Annotated in this window: 17 protein-coding genes and 1 riboswitch; of the genes, 6 read left to right on the top strand and 11 right to left on the bottom strand. The window is 72.2% G+C overall.

What is annotated here, in order from left to right; all coding sequences use genetic code 11:
- Positions 1-120: 120 nt before the first annotated feature.
- The 4 genes from ACIA8L_RS24140 to ACIA8L_RS24125 form a co-directional block, all read right to left on the bottom strand.
- A complete protein-coding gene (locus ACIA8L_RS24140; RefSeq protein WP_395908151.1) occupies positions 121-420 on the bottom strand; it encodes a hypothetical protein in 300 nt (99 codons plus the stop codon).
- 105 nt (positions 421-525) lie between these two features.
- Entirely contained in the window at positions 526-1,737 is a 1,212-nt protein-coding gene (locus ACIA8L_RS24135) for an MFS transporter (RefSeq protein ID WP_395908149.1), read from the bottom strand.
- Positions 1,734-2,558: a FadR/GntR family transcriptional regulator gene (locus ACIA8L_RS24130; protein ID WP_395908147.1), complete on the bottom strand. Its 825-nt coding sequence runs from the start codon at positions 2,556-2,558 to the stop codon at positions 1,734-1,736. Before ACIA8L_RS24130 ends, ACIA8L_RS24135 begins: the two co-directional genes overlap by 4 nt.
- Before the next feature lie 286 nt (positions 2,559-2,844).
- Entirely contained in the window at positions 2,845-3,573 is a 729-nt protein-coding gene (locus ACIA8L_RS24125) for a siderophore-interacting protein (protein WP_395908144.1), read from the bottom strand.
- 89 nt (positions 3,574-3,662) lie between these two features.
- On the opposite strand from ACIA8L_RS24125, the gene ACIA8L_RS24120 reads away from it, so the two are divergent.
- Positions 3,663-4,616, top strand: a complete 954-nt coding sequence (locus tag ACIA8L_RS24120; RefSeq protein ID WP_395908141.1) for a L,D-transpeptidase — start codon at positions 3,663-3,665, stop codon at positions 4,614-4,616.
- Between the two features lie 208 nt (positions 4,617-4,824).
- Here ACIA8L_RS24120 and ACIA8L_RS24115 read toward each other — a convergent pair whose 3' ends face one another.
- Genes ACIA8L_RS24115 through ACIA8L_RS24105 form a run of 3 tightly spaced genes read right to left on the bottom strand, consistent with a single transcriptional unit; the run spans position 4,825 to position 7,970 of the window.
- Positions 4,825-6,060, bottom strand: a complete 1,236-nt coding sequence (locus tag ACIA8L_RS24115) for an alpha-amylase family glycosyl hydrolase (protein ID WP_395908139.1) — start codon at positions 6,058-6,060, stop codon at positions 4,825-4,827.
- Positions 6,061-6,855: a metallophosphoesterase family protein gene (locus tag ACIA8L_RS24110; protein WP_395908137.1), complete on the bottom strand. Its 795-nt coding sequence runs from the start codon at positions 6,853-6,855 to the stop codon at positions 6,061-6,063.
- Positions 6,852-7,970: a diacylglycerol/lipid kinase family protein gene (locus tag ACIA8L_RS24105; protein ID WP_395908135.1), complete on the bottom strand. Its 1,119-nt coding sequence runs from the start codon at positions 7,968-7,970 to the stop codon at positions 6,852-6,854. The genes ACIA8L_RS24110 and ACIA8L_RS24105 overlap by 4 nt, the downstream gene beginning before the upstream one ends.
- Positions 7,971-8,113: 143 nt before the next feature.
- Here ACIA8L_RS24105 and ACIA8L_RS24100 point away from each other — a divergent pair, with 143 nt between their 5' ends.
- Entirely contained in the window at positions 8,114-9,034 is a 921-nt protein-coding gene (locus ACIA8L_RS24100; RefSeq protein WP_395908134.1) for an alpha/beta hydrolase, read from the top strand.
- A gap of 88 nt (positions 9,035-9,122) precedes the next feature.
- On the opposite strand, the gene ACIA8L_RS24095 is transcribed toward ACIA8L_RS24100, so the two are convergent.
- A complete protein-coding gene (locus ACIA8L_RS24095) occupies positions 9,123-10,076 on the bottom strand; it encodes an AraC family transcriptional regulator N-terminal domain-containing protein (RefSeq protein WP_395908132.1) in 954 nt (317 codons plus the stop codon).
- 91 nt (positions 10,077-10,167) lie between these two features.
- On the opposite strand from ACIA8L_RS24095, the gene ACIA8L_RS24090 reads away from it, so the two are divergent.
- From ACIA8L_RS24090 to ACIA8L_RS24080, 3 genes are all read left to right on the top strand, one after another.
- Positions 10,168-11,250, top strand: coding sequence for an aldo/keto reductase (locus ACIA8L_RS24090; RefSeq protein WP_395908130.1), 1,083 nt, complete (start codon positions 10,168-10,170; stop codon positions 11,248-11,250).
- A gap of 224 nt (positions 11,251-11,474) precedes the next feature.
- Complete coding sequence (locus ACIA8L_RS24085) at positions 11,475-12,590, top strand: WD40/YVTN/BNR-like repeat-containing protein (RefSeq protein WP_395908128.1); 1,116 nt, start codon at positions 11,475-11,477, stop codon at positions 12,588-12,590.
- Positions 12,587-12,883, top strand: a complete 297-nt coding sequence (locus ACIA8L_RS24080) for a MoaD/ThiS family protein (RefSeq protein WP_395908126.1) — start codon at positions 12,587-12,589, stop codon at positions 12,881-12,883. The genes ACIA8L_RS24085 and ACIA8L_RS24080 overlap by 4 nt, the downstream gene beginning before the upstream one ends.
- Positions 12,884-13,148: 265 nt before the next feature.
- Here the strand turns inward: ACIA8L_RS24080 and ACIA8L_RS24075 are convergent, their stop codons facing one another.
- The 3 genes from ACIA8L_RS24075 to ACIA8L_RS24065 all read right to left on the bottom strand — a co-directional run bounded on the left by ACIA8L_RS24075 (position 13,149) and on the right by ACIA8L_RS24065 (position 15,936).
- Complete coding sequence (locus ACIA8L_RS24075) at positions 13,149-13,793, bottom strand: permease-like cell division protein FtsX (protein WP_395908124.1); 645 nt, start codon at positions 13,791-13,793, stop codon at positions 13,149-13,151.
- A 149-nt stretch (positions 13,794-13,942) separates the two neighbouring features.
- On the bottom strand, positions 13,943-15,361 hold the full coding sequence (locus tag ACIA8L_RS24070; protein WP_395908122.1) for an MFS transporter: 1,419 nt from the start codon (positions 15,359-15,361) through the stop codon (positions 13,943-13,945).
- A gap of 11 nt (positions 15,362-15,372) precedes the next feature.
- Positions 15,373-15,936 (bottom strand): winged helix-turn-helix domain-containing protein, encoded by a 564-nt coding sequence (locus ACIA8L_RS24065; RefSeq protein ID WP_395908120.1) that lies wholly within the window; start codon positions 15,934-15,936, stop codon positions 15,373-15,375.
- A gap of 265 nt (positions 15,937-16,201) precedes the next feature.
- Positions 16,202-16,359, top strand: a riboswitch (cyclic di-AMP (ydaO/yuaA leader).
- Positions 16,360-16,364: 5 nt separating this feature from the next.
- On the opposite strand from ACIA8L_RS24065, the gene ACIA8L_RS24060 reads away from it, so the two are divergent.
- On the top strand, positions 16,365-17,357 hold the full coding sequence (locus ACIA8L_RS24060) for an NlpC/P60 family protein (protein ID WP_395908118.1): 993 nt from the start codon (positions 16,365-16,367) through the stop codon (positions 17,355-17,357).
- Positions 17,358-17,434: the final 77 nt, after the last annotated feature.

Below are 17,434 nucleotides of genomic sequence, written 5' to 3'. Positions count from 1 at the left end.
GCGCCCCGGCGGGCCGTGCAGGGTGACGGGGGTCTTGCGCATCGGGAGCCTCCTGATGGTTTTCGGGCAACACAACTAGGCCGTCGGCCCTCGCGGGTCACGGCTTGACGTGGTTGTGCCTCAGGAGGTGGGTGGTCCCCGGCAGCCGGTGGCCTCGCCGATCCGTCCACAGTGGATGTCCTGCGGGCCGGCCGGCACCTCGGTCCGCTGCGGGCCGGGGTCGAGGGTCACCGGGTCGGGCGCGGTGACGGGCGGGGCGGCCTCGGTGCCGTGGACGGCCGCGGTGGCCGACGCGGTGCGTGCGACCTGGAACGTGTCCCCGGGCAGGGCGTTGTGCGCGTGGGACAGGCCGAGCAGCAGCCCGCACAGGGTCAGGGCGAGCCCGACGGCGGCGGTGCGCAGCGCGGCTGACGTCCTCACGGTGCACCTCCCGCCCGGTAGCTGAACGGAAGAGTCTACCAGGCGGCCTTCAGTCCACAGTGGATGGCTATCCGTCGATCGTGCGGCGGCGACCGGCGTGGGCGGCTATCCGTCGATCGTGCGGTCCCGGCCGGCGAGGTATCCGAACACGACCAGGAGGACGTCGAGCCCGATGACGGTGACCAGGGCCGGCGTCCACGAGCCGGTGGCGTCGTGCAGGGCGCCGGCCGCGACCGGGCCGGCCGCGGCGACGATGTAGCCGACCGACTGCGCCATGCCCGACAGCGCCGCGGCCTGGTTGTGGTGGCCGGTCCGCAGGCCGAAGAACGACAGCGCGAGCACGATGCCGAAGCCGCCCGCGATGCCGGCGAGACTGCTCCAGACGGCGCTGTACTGCGGTGCGGTGAGGATGCCGGTGACCGCGGTACCGTAGAGGACCGGGGTCAGCACGCCGAGCGGTCGCTGGTCGCGCAGCCGCGGGATCAGCGTCGAGCAGGCGATGCTGCCCGCGATGCCGAAGCCGTTGAGCAGCAGCTGATGGACGCCGGCCTCGGTCGCGCCGATCCCGGCCGCCTTCTCGATCGACGGCAGCCAGGTGATGAGGATGTAGTAGCCGATCGACTGCAGCGCCATGAACGCGGTGACCTGCCAGCCGAGCGCGGTGCGCCAGGGGCTGCGCCCGGCCGGGGGCCGCTGCGCGGTGCCCTCCGCCGCGACTGTGCGCCGGCGCAGCTGCGGGGCCAGGACCGCGATCGCGATCAGGGCCAGCCCGGCCCACATCCCGAGCGGGAGACGCCACCCGGCGGCGGTCAGACCGGCCACCGGTACCGCCACGCCCGCCGCCGTTGCCGCGAAGACCGCCTGCACCACCGAATAGGCGCCGGTGACCGGCCCGATCCGGCCGGGGAAGTCGCGCTTCACCAGGGCCGGCAGCACGACGTTGAGCACGGCGATGGCGACGCCGAGCAGCGCGGTGCCGAGCCATAGCAGCGCCAGCCCCGGCAGCGACCGGACCACCAGCCCGGCGGCCAGGACGACGAGCCCGGCGCCGAGGGCCCGCTCGATCCCGGTCCGGCGGGCGAGGCCCGGCGCGATCGGCGACACCACCGCGAACGCGACAAGCGGCAGGCTGATGAGCGCGGACGCGGTCAGCGACGACAGGCCGAGGTCGGTGCGCAGCTCGTCGAGGACGGGCCCGACGGTCGTGATCCCGGCCCGCAGGTTGCCGGCGACGAGCAGCAGCCCGGCCAGCACCAGCGCCGGGCTCAGGCCGTGGGTCCGGACCTGGCTGCCGGTCTTGGGTGCGGTGGTGGTCATCGGTCGCCCTCCGCGCTCTTTGCCACTTCGCCGGTTTCCACGGCTGCGCGGGCCGCTTCGCCGGTTTCCGCGGCTGCGCGGGCGGCTTCGCCGGTTTCCGCGGCTGCGCGGGCGGCTTCGCTGGTTTTCGCGGCGGCGCGGGCCGCGAGTTCGTGGGCCAGGCGGGCGGTGTGTTCGGCCGCGGTCGCCGCGGCGTCCGGGTCGCGGGCCACGACGGCGTCGACGATGGCGGCGTGGGCGGCGTCGATCGGGGGCAGGTCGTCCGGGTAGTCGGCGACGTCGACGGCGGGGGAGTTGAGGTGGGCCAGGGCCTGCTCGTTGCCGCCGACGCCGCGGTAGAGCTCGGCCAGCAGCGCGTTGCCGGACGCCTCCATCAGCAGCCGGTGGAAGGCGATGTCGGCGGCCGCGTAGGTCGCGCCGTCGGTCGCGGCGGCCCGGGCCAGCAGGGCCTCGCCGAGCTGCGCGCGCTGCTGCGGGGTGGCCCGCTCGGCTGCCAGCCGTGCACCCTCGCGCTCCAGCAGCAGCCGTACCTCGGCCACGTCGGCCGCGCGGTCCTGCTCCAGCCGCCGGGCCAGGGCCGGGGCCAGGTCGCTGGTGGCGACCACGAACGTCCCGTAGCCGGCCCGCGCCCCGAGCAGCCCGGCGTGCACGAGCGAGCGCAGCCCCTCGCGGACGCTGTTGCGGCTCACCCCGAGCTCGCGGGTCAGCTCGAGCTCGGTCGGCAGCAGCGCACCGACCGGGAACTCGCCGTCGGCGATCCGGCGGCGCAGCTGCCCCGCGACCTGCTCGGCCAGGGACACGCTGGGTTCAAGGCGGGCCATGACGTCCAGTCAAGCATTGAGCCAAATGTTGGACAATAGTGTTGAGCTGCTCGGTTGTGTGGCTTCGGCCTCAGGTTGTCGCCGCTGCCGCTGCTCGCTGTGCAGGTTGGCCGACTGCCGGTTGTCGACTGCTGGCCGCTTGCTTGACTGCCGCCGGCCGGACTTCGGCTTGGCGCCTGCCCTGACTGCTGCTTGCCCGACTCCGCTTGCCGGCTGCCGCAGGCCTGACTTCCTTGCCGGCTGCTGCTTGCCCGACTTCGACTGTCGCTTGTCGCTTGGCCGGCGGTCAGGGCGCGCCGAAGCCGGGGCGGCCCTGGGCCCATTGGGGCTGGAGGTGGACGGTGCGGCGGGGGAAGCCGCGCTGCTCGACCAGCGTGCGCTGGATGAGGCGGCAGGTTTCGCTTTCGCCGGCCACGTACGCGGCTCCAGTACCCACCGAGGGCACTTCCAGGTCTTGAACCGCGTGCAGCAACACCCTGGAGGCGACCGCGGACGCGGTGCCACGGTGCACCCACGGGAGCGCGGGCACGCCGTCGGCGCCCGGCATCTCATCGGCCGGGGCCGGCGCCTCGAACACGCCGTGCACCGGGCGGTCCGAACCGTGCAGGGCGGCGCGCATCGCCAGGAGCGGTACCGCACCGGTCTCGTCGCCGATGAACAGGTGGAACGCGGCGGACCGGTCGATAGTGATCTTGCTGCGGGGAGCCTCCACCGTGACACGGTCGCCCGGTGCGGCCCGGCGGGCCCAGTCGCAGCCGGGACCGCCGGCGTCGTGCAACGCGACACGCAGCGACAGGCGCGACTCGCCGGGGGTGTGGCGCCAGATGGAGTACACCCGCCGCGCCTCACCGCCGCCGCCGGGCACCCGCACGACCAGGTGCGCGCCCGGGCTGCACCGCAGGCGGGGAACGTCCGGGCCGACCAGGTCGACCTGCCGCATCGACGCGGTGACGTCGTGCACGGCCTCGACCCGGGTCAGCAGGTGCGGGCGCGGCGCCCGGCGCGGATAGGTCACGACGCACCCTATCCATCGGGAGGTTGCAGCGGGTGGCAGTGGTGTTCGTCAACTGGCGGTTCGGGCGCCGCGGGGGCATTGTCGACGCTATGAGATTTGGTCGGCAGTCGCGTGTGGCGGTGCTGCTCGTCGCGCTCGGGGTGGGGCTCGCGGCCTGCGGTGGCGGCGGATCGCCACAGGCCTCCTGGCAGTCGCCCGGAGCCGGCGCGTCCGGGGCACCGGCGGCCGGGCCGAGCGCCTCCGCGTCCCCCGCGCCCAGCGGCAAGCCGGTGCACGTGCGGCTCTACGAGAAGGACGGCACGACCTACGGCGTCGGCATGCCGATCATCGCGTACCTCTCCGCGTCGATCACCAGCGCGAAGGACTTCGCCGCGGCGACCCAGGTCACCGTCAACGGGTCGCCGGTCGACGGGGCCTGGTACTTCCAGAAGTCGGCGATCTACGACGGCTACCCCCTGGAGGCCCACTACCGGCCGGCCGAATTCTGGGCCGCGCACGCCGACATCCACATGGACCTCGCCGTCAAGGGCAAGTCGGCCGGGCCCGGGCTGGTCTTCGACAACAGCCTCACCATGGACATCAAGACCGGCCCGGCGAACATCGGCAAAGTCGACGGCAAGACGCTGCACATGGTCGTGACGTCCGACGGCAACCAGGTCTTCGACTTCCCGGTGTCGCTGGGCAAGGCGAGCACCCCCACGTTCAACGGCACCAAGGTCGTGATGGGCAAGTCCGCGGTCGAACGCATGGTCGGGGACGGCTACGACGAGAAGGTGCCGTGGTCGGTGCGGATCACCAACTCCGGCGAGTACGTCCACTCGGCCAGCTGGAACGGCGGCAACATCGGGCAGCGCAGCACGTCGCACGGCTGCACCAACCTGACCGAGGCCAACGCCAAGTCGTACTTCGACTTCGCTCAGGTCGGCGATCCGATCACGTACACGAACACGGGCGGGCCGACCATGCCCACCTGGGATGGGTACGGGGACTGGAACGTCGCCTGGACGACTTGGCAGGGTGGTGGCGTGGTGGCGCGGGGCTAGCGGTTCTTCCGGGGCCGCTCGCTCCGGGGCCGTTCGTTCGGTGGCCGTGCCGCGGTCCGGGTGTTGGCGTGGGTGCAACCGTTGGCCCGGCTTCGGACGTCGGCGTGGCTTCGGACGTCGGCGTGGGTCGCCGCGCTGGGTGGCACGTTGATCGCGGGGCCGGACGGCGGTGGCGGGTATCGGGTGGAGGCGACCGTGCCGGTCGGCGTCAGGCGCCGAGGATCGACCAGCCGTGGGGTGGCACTGTCGCCGTTTCGCGGGCGTCGTCCGGGGCGTCGGACTCCAGCACCCGCAGGCCGGTGACGTCGATCGGAAACGTCGTCGGGGCGTCGCCGGTGTTGAGCAAGGTGATGACGCGCTGATCCGCGGCGGTGGAAACCAGTGCAGTTGCCGTGTTGGTCAGGTGGGCCGGGGTCGTGCGGGCGTACGTCAGCCACGGGTGGCGGCGGCGCAGGGCGATCAGGCGCTGGTGGAGGCGGTACACCGGCCAGCCGTACGGGGCCAGGTCGGCGGGCGTGGCCGGGAACGCGGGGCGGATCGCGTCGTCGCCGCCCGCGCGGTCCTCCTTCAGGCCGCGGAACGCCTGCTCGTCGCCGTAGTACACGCTCGGGGCGCCGGCCACCGTGAACAGGACGGCCAGGGCGTGGCCCAGGTGGCGCTCGTCGGTGAGGCGGGTGGCCAGGCGGGTCACGTCGTGGTTGCCGACGAACGTCAGCGGCAGACCGGCCTCCAGGACGGCGTTGTGCCGCTCGAGGGACCAGGCCAGCTCGAAGAAGTTGCGGTCGTTGAGGCTGCTCCAGATCGCCTTCCAGAGTTCGTACTGCGTGATCGAGTCCAGGCCGCTCGCGTTCAGGTAGGCCACGTAGTCGCCATGGATCAGCTCGCCGGTGAACCAGGCGGTCGCGTGTTTCGGCCGTAACTGTTCCAGCGCGGCCCGCCAGAACTCGGGCGGCACCGCGTAGGCGGCGTCGAGACGCCAGCCCGACGCGCCCCGGCGCAGCCAGTGGTCCATCGTCTGGACGACGTAGTCGAGGACCTCGGGCTCGCCGTGGTTGAGCGCGACCAGGCCGTGGTGGCCCTCGAACACGGCGAAGTCGTCGGAGCCCGGGCCGGTACGCCGGAACCAGTGCTCCGGAGCTTTGAACCCGCGCCCGACGTGGTTGAACACGCCGTCGAGCAGCAGGTGCAGGCCGCGCTCCCGGCAGGCTTCGGCGAGCCGGTCGAAGTCGGTGTCGTCGCCGAGCCGGGCGTCGATTCTGCGATGGTCGACCGTGTCATAGCCGTGTGTTTCAGCGGCGAAGATCGGGCCGAGCTGCAGGCCCGACACCCCGAGGTCAACGGCGTAGCCGAGCCAGTCGACCAGGCGGGTCAGCCGGTGCCCGGGCGCCGCGTTGAGCGCGTTCGTGAAGCCCAGCGGGTACACCTGCCAGAAAATGTCCTGCACTTACATCGCGCTCCATTCCCGCTCGTGGCGCGCGTAGCCGGCGCTGTCGTGGGTGTCGAACTGTAACCCGTTCCAGCGGCGGTTCCGGACGGTGAGCCGGTCGCCGTCGGCCTCGATGAGGTTGTAGCTGTTCGGCTCGCCCTTGAGCCGGTTCGAGAACGCGGTGCCGGACTGCGCGACGACGAGACCGGCCACGACACCGCTGTACGCGAGGTGGATGTGCCCGCCGAGCAGCAGGTCGGCGCGGTCGCGCAACTGCCGCAGCGCGAGGGCCGAGCGGCCGACCAGCCCGCGCCGCCGGCCGGGTTCGGTGAGCAGAAACGGATGATGCGTCACGACAACCCGGAACATTTCCACGGGGGTACTGTCGAATGCCCCGCGAATCGCCGCCAGCTGCCCGACGCTGATGCGGCCCCGCGACCAGTCGGTGTGCAGGGTCCACGGCCGCGCCGTGTTGACGCCCACCGCCATCAGCCCGTCGCCCTGGAACGTCACCGCACCGTGCGGGTCGGTGCCCAGGTGCTGCCGCCACCGCCGCCACGGCCGGGCGGCCCGCGACCACACCCGCCAGCCGGGCAGGTCATGGTTGCCGGGCACGACCAGCGCCGGCGCCGGCAGCGAGTCGAGGAACGCGCGGGCGGCCCGGAACTCGGCGTCGCGCGCGGTCTGGGTCAGGTCGCCGCAGACCGCGACCAGGGTCGGCGCGGCCGCGCGCAGGTCCGCGAGCAGGGCCTCGGCGACGGCCGGCACCTCCCGGCCGAAGTGCAGGTCAGAGATCTGCGCGAGCCGGATCACGCCGCCGCCCCGGGCGCGAGCATCGCCAGGGCGCGCGGCCGGAGCTCATACCGCAGCGGCACGGTGAGCTGGGCGATCTCCCCGTCGCTCATGACGCTCAGCAGCCCCGAGCCGGCCGCGTGGACCTCCACCGTCGCGCCCTCGTAGGCGCGGACCCGCTTGTCCCGCTGCCAGCTGCCGTCGAACAGCTTGGCCGCCACCGCGAGCAGGTCCCACCGGGTCCGGTCGTGCGCGACATACACGGCGAGCTTCCCGGCGTCGAGCCGCTCCCGCCCCGGCATCGGCGAGGGTTTGAAGCCGGCGCCGGCCGATCGCGTCTTGACCGACGTGGCCTGTGTCGCCTGACTGCTGAGGGGGTTGCAGGAGATCACCATGGCGCGGGTCTTCTCCTGGTACTCGCGCCCGTCGACGACGATCGTCAGCCGCATCCGCGGATAGCGCCGCAGCACGCGCAGCATCCGGCCGAGCAGTGGAACTGTTGCACGGGCCGTGCCGCCGCGGGCCCGTTCCCGCAGCCGCCCGATGTGCGGCAGCATGGCCAGCATCGAGCTGCACAGGAACACCTGCCCGTTGACGGTGGCCACGTCGATCCGCTCGACCGGGGCGGTGGCCAGGGCGGCGACGGCCTTCTCCAGCTCCGTCGGCACGCCCAGATCCCGGGCCAGCACGTTCATGGTCCCGCCGGGCAGGATCCCCATCGGCACCGCGCAGCCAGGCGACCCCGATGGCGCCTCGGCGTCCGGTGTTCCCATCGGCGTCCTGGCGTCCGGTGTTCCCATCGTGTTTCCGGAGCCCAGCGTTCCGATCGCCACCTCGGAGCCCGGCACCCCCATCAGCGTCTCGGAGCGCGGCTTTCCCATCGGCACCTGGGCGCCGAGCATGCATTCGGCGACGGCCCGGGCGGTGCCGTCCCCGCCCGCCGCGACCAGCGCGTCCGGCCGGCTCGCCAGCAGCTCCCGCACGTCCGCCGCGAGGGTCCCCGGGTTGAACGCCCGCAACTCGGCCCGGATGCCGTGCCGCGCGAACAGTTCGGCCAGTTGATCGCCCGGCTCCGCTTCGGCCCGGGCCAGCAGCGCGCCCGAGCGCGCGTTGTACACCACGGCAACGCGTTCCACGGCACGCTGGTTCCCGATTGCCGTCGAACGAAAACTCCCCGGGAGCGACCGGACGAGGCGTGATCACCATCCGCCGCCGCCGGCTGCACCTTGTTGCTGTTCTGTTCGCGGGGCTGCGGCGGCCGCGGGGCTAGGATGCGCCGATGTCCGGGGACTTCATCGCCGATCCGCAGCTGGCCGCGTTCCTGCGGGCGGCGTCCGCGCAGCCGGCCGCTGCAACAACGAACATTGACGCGTTGCGGCAGGCGGCCCGAGCCCGGGCGGCGGCGCGCGAGCCGGGGCCGGGGCCGGCCGGCGTCGATGCGGTGATTGCGGGGGTACCCGTACGCGTCTACCAGCCCGGCCGGTCAACGGTTGTCGTGTACCTGCACGGCGGCGGGTTCGTCATCGGGGACCTGGACACGCACGATCCGCAGGTGCGGCGGCTTGCGGCGGCCACGGGGGCGAGTGTTGTCGCGGTGGACTATCGGCGGGCGCCGGAGCATCCGTGGCCGGCCGCGGTCGACGATGCCGTCGCCGTGATCACCGCGGTCGCCGGCTCCGGGGGCCGGGTTGCGGTGGCGGGGGACTCGGCGGGGGGCCTGATTGCGATTTTGGCGGCGATTCGGGTGCGTGGAACGGTACCAATGACGGCTCAGCTCTTGGTTTGTCCGAACACTGATCCCACGCTCGGGTTGGCGAGTGTCGAGGAGAAGGGGCGGGGGTGGCTGCTCGATGCCGGGGTGCTGCGCGGGTGGGTCGGGATGTGGCTGCCCGATGCGGAGTTTCGGGCGTCGGCTGTGGTCAATGCGTTGCGGGCGGATCTGCGGGGGTTGCCGCCGGCTGTGGTGGTGACGGCGGAGCATGATCCGTTGCGCGATGAGGGTGACGCGTATGCGGCTCGGTTGCGTGATGCGGGGGTGCCGGTGGTGCATCGGTGTGAGCCTGGGCTGGTGCACAATTTCCCGACGATGCGTGCTGTTTCCTCGGCTTGTGCGGCGGCTGAGGATCGGTTCCTCGCTGATGCGGCGGGTGCGCTGGGGGCTGGGACGATGGAGGTGCGGGCTCGCGGAGCGCGCTCGTAGGACCTGCTCGGTGCCGGCATTGACGCGGTGCGGCAGCGGGGGCGCTCTCGCAGGGGGTGCTCGGGGCCTGGCTGGTGAGGGTGCGGGTTCAGGGTAGGGACGGGGTGGTTGCTCGTAGGCGTTCGGCGTCCTGGCCGGGTGGGGCGCCGAAGAGGCGGCGGTATTCGCGGTTGAACTGGGATGGGCTGTCGTAGCCGACCAGGTGGCCCACGCCGGCTATGTCGTCGGCGTTGGCGGTCAGCAGGGCGCGGGCTTCCTGGAGCCGAATGCGTTTCTGGAACTGTAGCGGGCTCATCGCGGTGATGGCGCGGAAGTGCCGGTGGAACGCGGACGGGCTGAGGCCGGCCAGGTGGGCCAGGTCGGCTACCCGCATCGGCTCGGCGTAGTGCTCGTGCAGCCAGCCTATCGCCCGGCTCACGTGGGCCAGGTTGCTGCCGGCCTGGCCAATCTGGCGGACCATGGGGGCGTGCGGGCCGGTGAGCAGGCGCCACAGGATCTCCTGCTCGATGAGCGGGGCCAGGACGGGGGCGTCGGCCGGGTGTTCCAGCAGCCGTAGCAGGCGGACGGCCGCGTCCAGCAGTTCGGGGCCGGCGGGGCCGGTGGAGATGGCGGCGGCACGACCGCTGGAGGGAAGTACAGGTGGGCTTGCGGCGTTGCTGGTCCGTCCTTTGGCCGGAGCGGAAACATGTTTCGGGCGGCTTGTTTCTGTAACACGCAACAGCAGCGGGGCGATCGCCTCCGGGCGCAGGGCCAGGCCCAGGCCGAGGGCGGGGCGTTTCGGGGTGGCGCGGAGGAAGTGGCCGCTGACCGGGAGCGTGGTGGTGACCACCAGGACGTCGCCGGCCCGGTATTCGTAGACCTGGTCGCCGACCAGCAGCCGCTTGCCGCCCTGCGCCATGATGACCAGCAGCGGCTCCGTCAGCGAGTGCTCCGGCGGCGACGAGTCTACTTTGGACAAGGACAGACCCGCGATGGCGGTGCGCAGAGCCGGCCGCGCGTGCCTGGCGATGAGTGCGCACAGCTCGTCCAGCACATTCTGCACGCTGTCCAGTCTTGCCGTTGCGAGCAGGATTGTGCAAGAGCCCGCGCCGATCGGTCTACCGGACCGTTGCCGTGCGCGGTTTTCTGGAGTCATGCCACTTGACCACTTCGTCACGCTGGGCCGATCGGGCCTCCGCGTCAGTCCTCTCGCCCTCGGTGCCATGACCTTCGGCGAGGATCCCGGGGCCGCCGGGTGCAGCGTCGAGGAGTCGGAGAAGATCCTCACCGCCTACCTGGAACAGGGCGGCAACTTCGTCGACACCGCGAACTTCTACACCAACGGCCACTCGGAGCGCATCCTCGGCGACTACTTCGCGGCCCGCCCCGGCGAACGCGACCGGGTCGTCCTCGCGTCCAAGTTCTTCACGAACATGCACCCCGGCAACCCCAACGCGGGCGGGGCCGGCCGGTCCGCGATCCGCTTCCAGCTGCACGAGACCCTGCGCCGCCTGCGGACCGACCACATCGACCTGTACTGGCTGCACAACTGGGACCGCAACACGCCGATCGAGGAGACCATGCGCGCCCTCGACGACCTGGTGCGGGAGGGACACGTCCGGTACGTCGGCTTCTCCAACACCCCCGCCTGGGTCACGGCGCAGGCGCAGACCATGGCGCTGCTGCGGGGCTGGACGCCGCTGGTCGCGCTGCAGGTGGAGTACTCCCTGCTGGCCCGCACGGTGGAAGGCGAGGTGGCCCCGCTCGCCCTCGACCAGGGCCTCGCGCTGGTGCCGTGGAGTCCGCTGAAGAACGGGTTCCTGTCCGGCAAGTACCGCCGCGGCACCGACGTCACCGACTCCGCCCGCAGCGCCTTCGTGGGGCAGCCGTCGGAGGCCGAGTTCGCCGTGATCGACGCGGTCGACGCGGTCGCGGACGAGCTCGGTGTCACGGCGGCCGCGGTGGCGCTGGCCTGGCTGCGCGCCCGCCCGGGCACGGTGGTGCCGATTGTCGGGGCGCGGCGGCTGGAACATTTGCAGGGCAACCTGGCCGCGCTGGACGTGACCCTGACCGCGGAGCACCGTGCGGCCCTGGAGGCGGTCTCGGCCCCGGACCTGAACTACCCGGCCCCGCTGCACGGCCCGCTGCGGGCGATGTTGCAGTTCGCGGGCTCTACTGTGGATGGCGAACCGTCGGCCGTGTATCCGCCGCTGTTGCAGAGTGCCGTGCGCTACTGAAACACGCGGCTACTGCAACACGCGGCTACTGCAACACGCCGCAGCTGGAAAACACCGCTACTGCAACACGTCGCTGCTGCAGAGTGCGGTGCTCGCTGAAGGCACGCCGCTGCCGCGGAGTGCGGTGCGGTGCTGCAAGTGCGCGCCACCGCAGTGCCACGGAAGGGGGTCAGAGGCTGCGCGGCGGCCGGGAGCGTGGGATCATGCGGGGCGGAGGTGACGCCATGACCGGAGTCCGGGTGCTCGTCGGCACGCGCAAGGGGGCCTTCGTCCTCACCGCCGACGGCAAACGCAAGGATTGGACCGTGGACGGGCCGCACTTCGGCGGGTGGGAGGTGTACCACGTGAACGGCTCGGCCGCCGACCCCGACCGGCTCTACGCCTCGCAGTCCGGCGGCTGGTTCGGGCAGCTGATCCAGCGCTCCGACGACGGCGGCCGCACGTGGGAGCCGGTCGGCAACGACTTCACCTACCGGGGCTCCGTGGGGGAGCACCTGTGGTATGACGGCACGCCGCGGCCGTGGGAGTTCAAGCGGATCTGGCACCTCGAGCCGTCCCGCGACGACCCCGACACCGTCTACGCCGGGGGCGAGGACGCCGCGCTGTACCGCTCCACCGACGGCGGCCGCGAATGGTCCGAGCTCACCGGCCTGCGCACACACGAGTCCGGCCCGCGCTGGCAGCCCGGCGCGGGCGGGATGTGCCTGCACACGATCATCCTCGACCCGGTGCACCGCGACCGGATCTACGTCGCGATCTCGGCCGCCGGGGCGTTCCGCTCCGACGACGCCGGCGAGACGTGGCGGCCGATCAACCGCGGCCTGGTGTCGGGGCAGATCCCCGATCCGGACGCCGAGGTCGGCCACTGCGTGCACCGGCTCGCCATGCATCCGACCAGGCCCGACGTGCTGTTCATGCAGAAGCACTGGGACGTCATGCGCACCGACGACGGCGGCGGGTTGTGGCGGGAGATCAGCGGCAACCTCCCCAGCGACTTCGGCTTCCCGATCGCCGTGCACGCCCACGAGCCCGAGACCGTCTACGTCGTGCCGATCAAGAGTGATTCGGAGCATTACGTTCCAGACGGACGGCTGCGGGTGTACCGCTCGCGCCTGGGCGGTGACGAGTGGCAGCCGCTCACCGAGGGCCTGCCGCAGGCGAACTGCTACGTCAACGTCCTGCGGGACGCCATGGCCGTCGACACCCTCGACGACTGCGGGGTCTACTTCGGCACGACCGGCGGCCAGGTGTACTGCTCCGCCGACAGCGGCGACTCCTGGGCGCCGATCGTCCGCGACCTGCCCGCGGTGCTCTCGGTCGAGGTGCAGGCCCTGCCGTGATCAAGGTCGTGCTGCCACCGCACCTGCGCAACCTGGCCAAAGCCGGCCACGAGGTCGAGCTCGACGTGCCCGCCCCGCCGACCCTGGGCGCCGTCCTCGACGCCCTCGAGGCCCGCTTCCCCGCGCTGCTCGGCACGATTCGCGACCGCGCCACCGGCCGCCGCCGGGCCTTCGTGCGCTTCTACGCGTGCGAGGAGGACCTGTCCAACGACACCCCGGACACCCCGCTGCCGGACCCGGTCGCCGCCGGCCGCGAGCCGCTGCTGATCATCGGAGCGATGGCCGGCGGCTGACACGGCCGATCGGGACGAGCTGTTCGGGCGTCTACCCGCGGGTGCCGTAGGCGCGGACCCCGGCGTGGACGGAGGCTTCGGCTCGGGCGTGTCGAGGTGCCCGCGGCTCTCGGAGCCCGGCCGCGGCCCGGTCAGCCGTTCCCGGGCTCGGCGTGGCGCCCGGTGACGTGCGACCAGGACGGGCAGGTGGCGCAGGTGGCGTAGGTGGAGTGCCCGGCGGAGCCGTAGGAGATCGGCTGCCCCGCATCGCGGCGGCGCGGCCGAGCTACAGCGCGCTCGCCGGCACCACGATCACTCGCCGCACGCCGTGCACAGTGGCCAGCGCCTGCTGCTCCGGTGAGATCCCGCCCGCAACAGTGACCTTGAACCGATAGGACGCCAACGCATCCGCCGGTGACAGTCCGTCGACGCGATGCCGCATTCGGGTGTACGCGTTCCCGCCGGACTCGAATACCGCAGGCGAGGCGTTCGGGATCGCCTTGATCGCGTTCTCGATGTCCGCTTGGCCCTCGTCGTCCACCTTGACGATGACGCCGCGCTCCCCCTTCGGGTCGGCGAGCCCACCCGAAGGGTCCCCGGCCACCGATACTTCCGGCATCCCGCCGATGAGGTCGGTGACCGGCTCGATCAGCGTCGGATCGGTGATCACGGCCCGCAACGAGTCGGGCAGGCCCGATGGATCGACGCGCTTCGCCGCCTCCGGGTTCGCCGACTCCAGCACCTTGTAGGCATCCTGGCCCGACAGCAGATGCACATTGCTCACCGCCGGCAGCGTCTTCAGCCTCGCCTCCACCGCGCTGCGCTGCTCCGCCGTCGCACCCTCGTAGAAGTACACCCCGAGCTTGTATGTGATCCGCGGCTTCTGCTCGTCTTTGCCGGCGGTGCATCCGGTCTGTCCCAGCACGGCCACGATGGCAATGAGCGTCATCAATCGCTTCACGCCCGAGATGGTAGCCGCCCCAGGGGGTCGACGAGGTCACGACGGACGCCTCCTCATGACTGCGCCTGGAACGCGGGCGTACTGGGCCGACGGGCGGACCGGGCTCTGGGCGGGTTCGCTCAGATCAGGCGGCCGGCGTTGGTCAGGGCGGACACGGCCTCGGCGTAGCCGTCGGCGTCGGGGTGGATCTCCAGGTACTCGCCGTAGGTGAGGTCCACGGTCAGGCCGGCCGGGTCGAGCGACACGCCGGCGATCTCGTCCCACGGCAGGTCGGAGACGACGGTGGCGGCCGGGCGCATTTCCTTGCCGTGCATCGACAGGACCGGCTCGACCACCGACGTCACCGTGATGCCGGCGTCGGTCACCGTGATGCGCTCCATCGCCGCATCGTACGGGGGGACCCGGCGCAGCAGCGCGGCCGACAGGAGCAGGCCGGCGGCCGCGCCCAGCAGGACCAGCCGGTAGTCGAGGATCGCGATGAGCGCCGCGCCCGTGGCCAGGCCGGCGGTCTGGGGGCCGGTGGTGCAGAGCTCGAACGCGGCGTACACCCGGCCCTGCAGCTGTCGCGGCGCGCGGCGCTGCAGCAGCGTGATGACGGCGATGACGATGCCGACCAGGGCGGCGCCGGCCCCGGCCTGGCCGGCCAGGACCGACGGCAGCCACGGTGTCGTCAGGAGCAGGGTGGAGGCGGCCAGCAGGGCGAAGCCGGCGGCGGCCGCGCGGATCTCGCCCAGGCGGCGGATGGCGGAAACGGAGTACAGGCCGCCCGCGATCGCGCCCAGGCCCTGCAGTGTCTGTACGACGCCGGCGAACTCCGGCGGGCGGTGCAGGCCCTGGCCGATGACCGCGTAGACGGTGGCCTCGCCCGCGCCGAAGGCCAGGGTGCAGACGGCGGCGGCCACGGTCAGCCGGCGCAGCGCCGGGGCGGTGAACAGGAACCGGAAGCCGGCCCCGAGGCGGCGGTCGGGCGCGGCCGGGCGTGGTTCGGCGACGTGGACCGCGGCGGTGCACGCGGCCGCGGCCAGGAACGTGGCCATGTCCAGCGCGGCCACCGCCGGGCCGCCGACCAGGGTGAACAGGCCGGCGCCGGCGAGCGGTGCGAGGATTCGCAGGCCCTGCTGGACGGTGCGCAGTGTGGCGTTGGCGTCGGCGAGCAGGTCGGGTGGCAGCAGTACCGTCAGCAGGGCCGACTGGGCCGGGGCGATGACGACGTTGAGCAGGCCGTACAGGGCCATGACGGCGTAGATGAGCCAGACGTCGCCGCGGTCGCGGACCAGCAGGAGCGGCGCCAGGACGGCGGTGCCGGCGAGGTTGGCCGCGATCAGCAGCGGGCGCCGCGGGAGCCGGTCGACGAGCAGGCCGGCGAGGGGGGCCAGCAGCGCCGGGGCGGTGAAGCACACGAACGTGAGCGCGGCCGCCGTGTCGCTGCCGGTCAGCGTCTTCACCCAGATGCCGCCGGCCAGCCACAGCGCGCTGTCGCCGAGCAGGGAGAGCGCCTGCCCGGTGAGGTACCGCCGCGCCTGCCGCTGACGCCACATCCGGCGGACGCTCATGTCGCCGGGTAGACGCCAAACAGGACCTCCACCGGGAGCGCGCCCTCGGGGCGCTCGGCGCGGGCGGCCCAGCGGGCGCGGAACTCGTCGGTGAGCGCGCGGTAGGCGGCGGCCATCTCGGCGGCCTCGGCCGCGGTCACGTGCATCGTCGAGGTGTGGCCGGCCGCGGCCGCCTGCCACTCGGCCGGGTAGGTCGGGGCGGTGTCGACGTAGCGGCGGGCGCGGGCCAGGAGCCGGTCGAGCAGCACGTGGTCGAGGGCCTGCTGGGCCCGGGTGAACTCCGGGTCGCCGGGCTGGGCGGGGGCGGTCCAGCCCGGGTGGGTCAGCCGCCAGGGGCGGACCCGGCCGCGGCCGCCGCCGGCCTCCTCGACGAAGCCGTAGCGGGCCAGCTGGCGCAGGTGGAACGAGCAGGTGGTGGGTGATTCGCCGATCAGCTCGCCGGCCTGGGTGGCGGTCAGCGGGCCGTCCTGCAGCGCGTCGAGCAGCGCCAGGCGGACCGGGTGGCTGAGCGCGCGGAGGGTCTGGGGGTCGGTGAGCGTTCGCGGGGTGACCTCGGCCATGCCGTCGAGAGTATTCTCTCGAAAGAAAACTGTCGAGATGATCCTCTTATCAACCCAAGTACTGCTCAGGGCTCGTCGGGCATCGCAGGGGTGCAGGGGGCGGTGAGTCCCTTGCCCGGGGCGGGAGCGAAGCGGCCCCGGAATCCGCATCCGCTGTTGATCTTTGCGTCTGTCTTAAGAAAACCTTTGGGGTATTCGGGGACCGAGATGCTGTCGTTACGTTTGGTGCGCTGACCGGTCGACGCCGCCCAACCCCTGGACGGCCCGGACGGCACCGCCGAGTTGCGTATCGAGCCTGGTGACAGGCCTGGTACGGGAGCCGGGGAACCATGTTCCCGGGGTGAATCCGTGCACGCACGGTAGGGCGCACCTTCTTTCCGCCCGAACCCGTCAGCTAACCCGGTAGGCGGTCCGGAAGAAGGAACAACGTGTTCATCCGACGAACGGCGCTGCGCTCGCTTCTCATCGGGCTGACGGTTGCGGCCGTGGTCGCGCCGGCGTGCGCCGCGCACGCCGATCCCTCGCCCGAGGAGATCCAAGCCAAGATCGACCAGGGCAACAAGGACCTTGAGCTGGTCGTCGAGCAGTACAACAAGACCACCGGGGACCTGACGGCCACGCAGGCCGCGATCACCAAGCTCGAGGACGGCCTCAAGCCGCTGCAGACCGACATGGAGGCCGCGCAGGCCGGGGCCGAGCAGGTCGCGATCAACGCCTACAAGACCGGCAACAACCTGCGGACCTGGTCGCTGATGCTCGGGGCCAGCTCGTCCGACGGGTTCGTCGACCGGGTCGGGACCCTCGAGCAGATCTCGCGCAACCAGCAGCACGACATCGCCGCCTACTCCGCGGCGAAGGGCACGTACGACACCGAGAAGAACCGCCTCAACGAGCAGCTCGCGGCCCAGACCCGGCAGAAGACCGAGCTGGAGACCAAGCGCAAGCAGATCGAGGGCGACATCGCCCGGCTCGACGACATGCAGCGCAAGGCCGACGAGGCCGCGGCCAAGGCCAAGACGCCGACGAAGACGACCACCACCACGACCTCGACCTCGGCCTCGTCGACGGCGGGCTGTGGCAGCGGGGCCGGCACAGTGGTGAAGTTCGCCTGTGCACAGCTCGGCAAGAAGTACGTCTTCGCGACGGCCGGGCCCAACACCTACGACTGCTCCGGCCTGACCATGGCCGCGTGGAAGGCGGCCGGGGTCACCCTGCCGCACAACGCCGCGCAGCAGTGGGGCAAGGTCAAGCACATCAGCCGCAGCCAGCTCGTCCCCGGTGACCTGGTCTTCTACAACGGTCTCGGGCACGTCGGGATCTACATCGGCAACAACCAGATCATCCACGCGCCCAACAGCCGCACGGTGGTCAAGGTCGCCCCGATCGACGTCGACTCGCTCTACGGCTACGGCCGCCCGTAACGACCGGTTCGCGGAACCGCCCGGTGCTTCGGCGCCGGGCGGTTTTTTTGCTACAGACGGGCCCGGGGGCGCCGATC

It is taken from the genome of Dactylosporangium sp. NPDC051541, assembly GCF_044454505.1.
Taxonomy (GTDB): domain Bacteria; phylum Actinomycetota; class Actinomycetes; order Mycobacteriales; family Micromonosporaceae; genus Dactylosporangium.
The sequence above is the reverse complement of the archived record's forward strand: the minus strand, read 5'-3'. Positions and strand labels throughout refer to the sequence as shown.

Bases quoted from the DNA above. Each gene is read 5' to 3' on its own strand.
- ACIA8L_RS24135 (WP_395908149.1), bottom strand. From the start codon at position 1,737: ATGACCACCACCGCACCCAAGACCGGCAGCCAGGTCCGGACCCACGGC.
- ACIA8L_RS24070 (WP_395908122.1), bottom strand. From the start codon at position 15,361: ATGTGGCGTCAGCGGCAGGCGCGGCGGTACCTCACCGGGCAGGCGCTC.
- ACIA8L_RS24065 (WP_395908120.1), bottom strand. From the start codon at position 15,936: ATGGCCGAGGTCACCCCGCGAACGCTCACCGACCCCCAGACCCTCCGC.
- ACIA8L_RS24085 (WP_395908128.1), top strand. From the start codon at position 11,475: ATGACCGGAGTCCGGGTGCTCGTCGGCACGCGCAAGGGGGCCTTCGTC.
- ACIA8L_RS24090 (WP_395908130.1), top strand. From the start codon at position 10,168: ATGCCACTTGACCACTTCGTCACGCTGGGCCGATCGGGCCTCCGCGTC.
- ACIA8L_RS24120 (WP_395908141.1), top strand. From the start codon at position 3,663: ATGAGATTTGGTCGGCAGTCGCGTGTGGCGGTGCTGCTCGTCGCGCTC.
- ACIA8L_RS24130 (WP_395908147.1), bottom strand. From the start codon at position 2,558: ATGGCCCGCCTTGAACCCAGCGTGTCCCTGGCCGAGCAGGTCGCGGGG.
- ACIA8L_RS24100 (WP_395908134.1), top strand. From the start codon at position 8,114: ATGTCCGGGGACTTCATCGCCGATCCGCAGCTGGCCGCGTTCCTGCGG.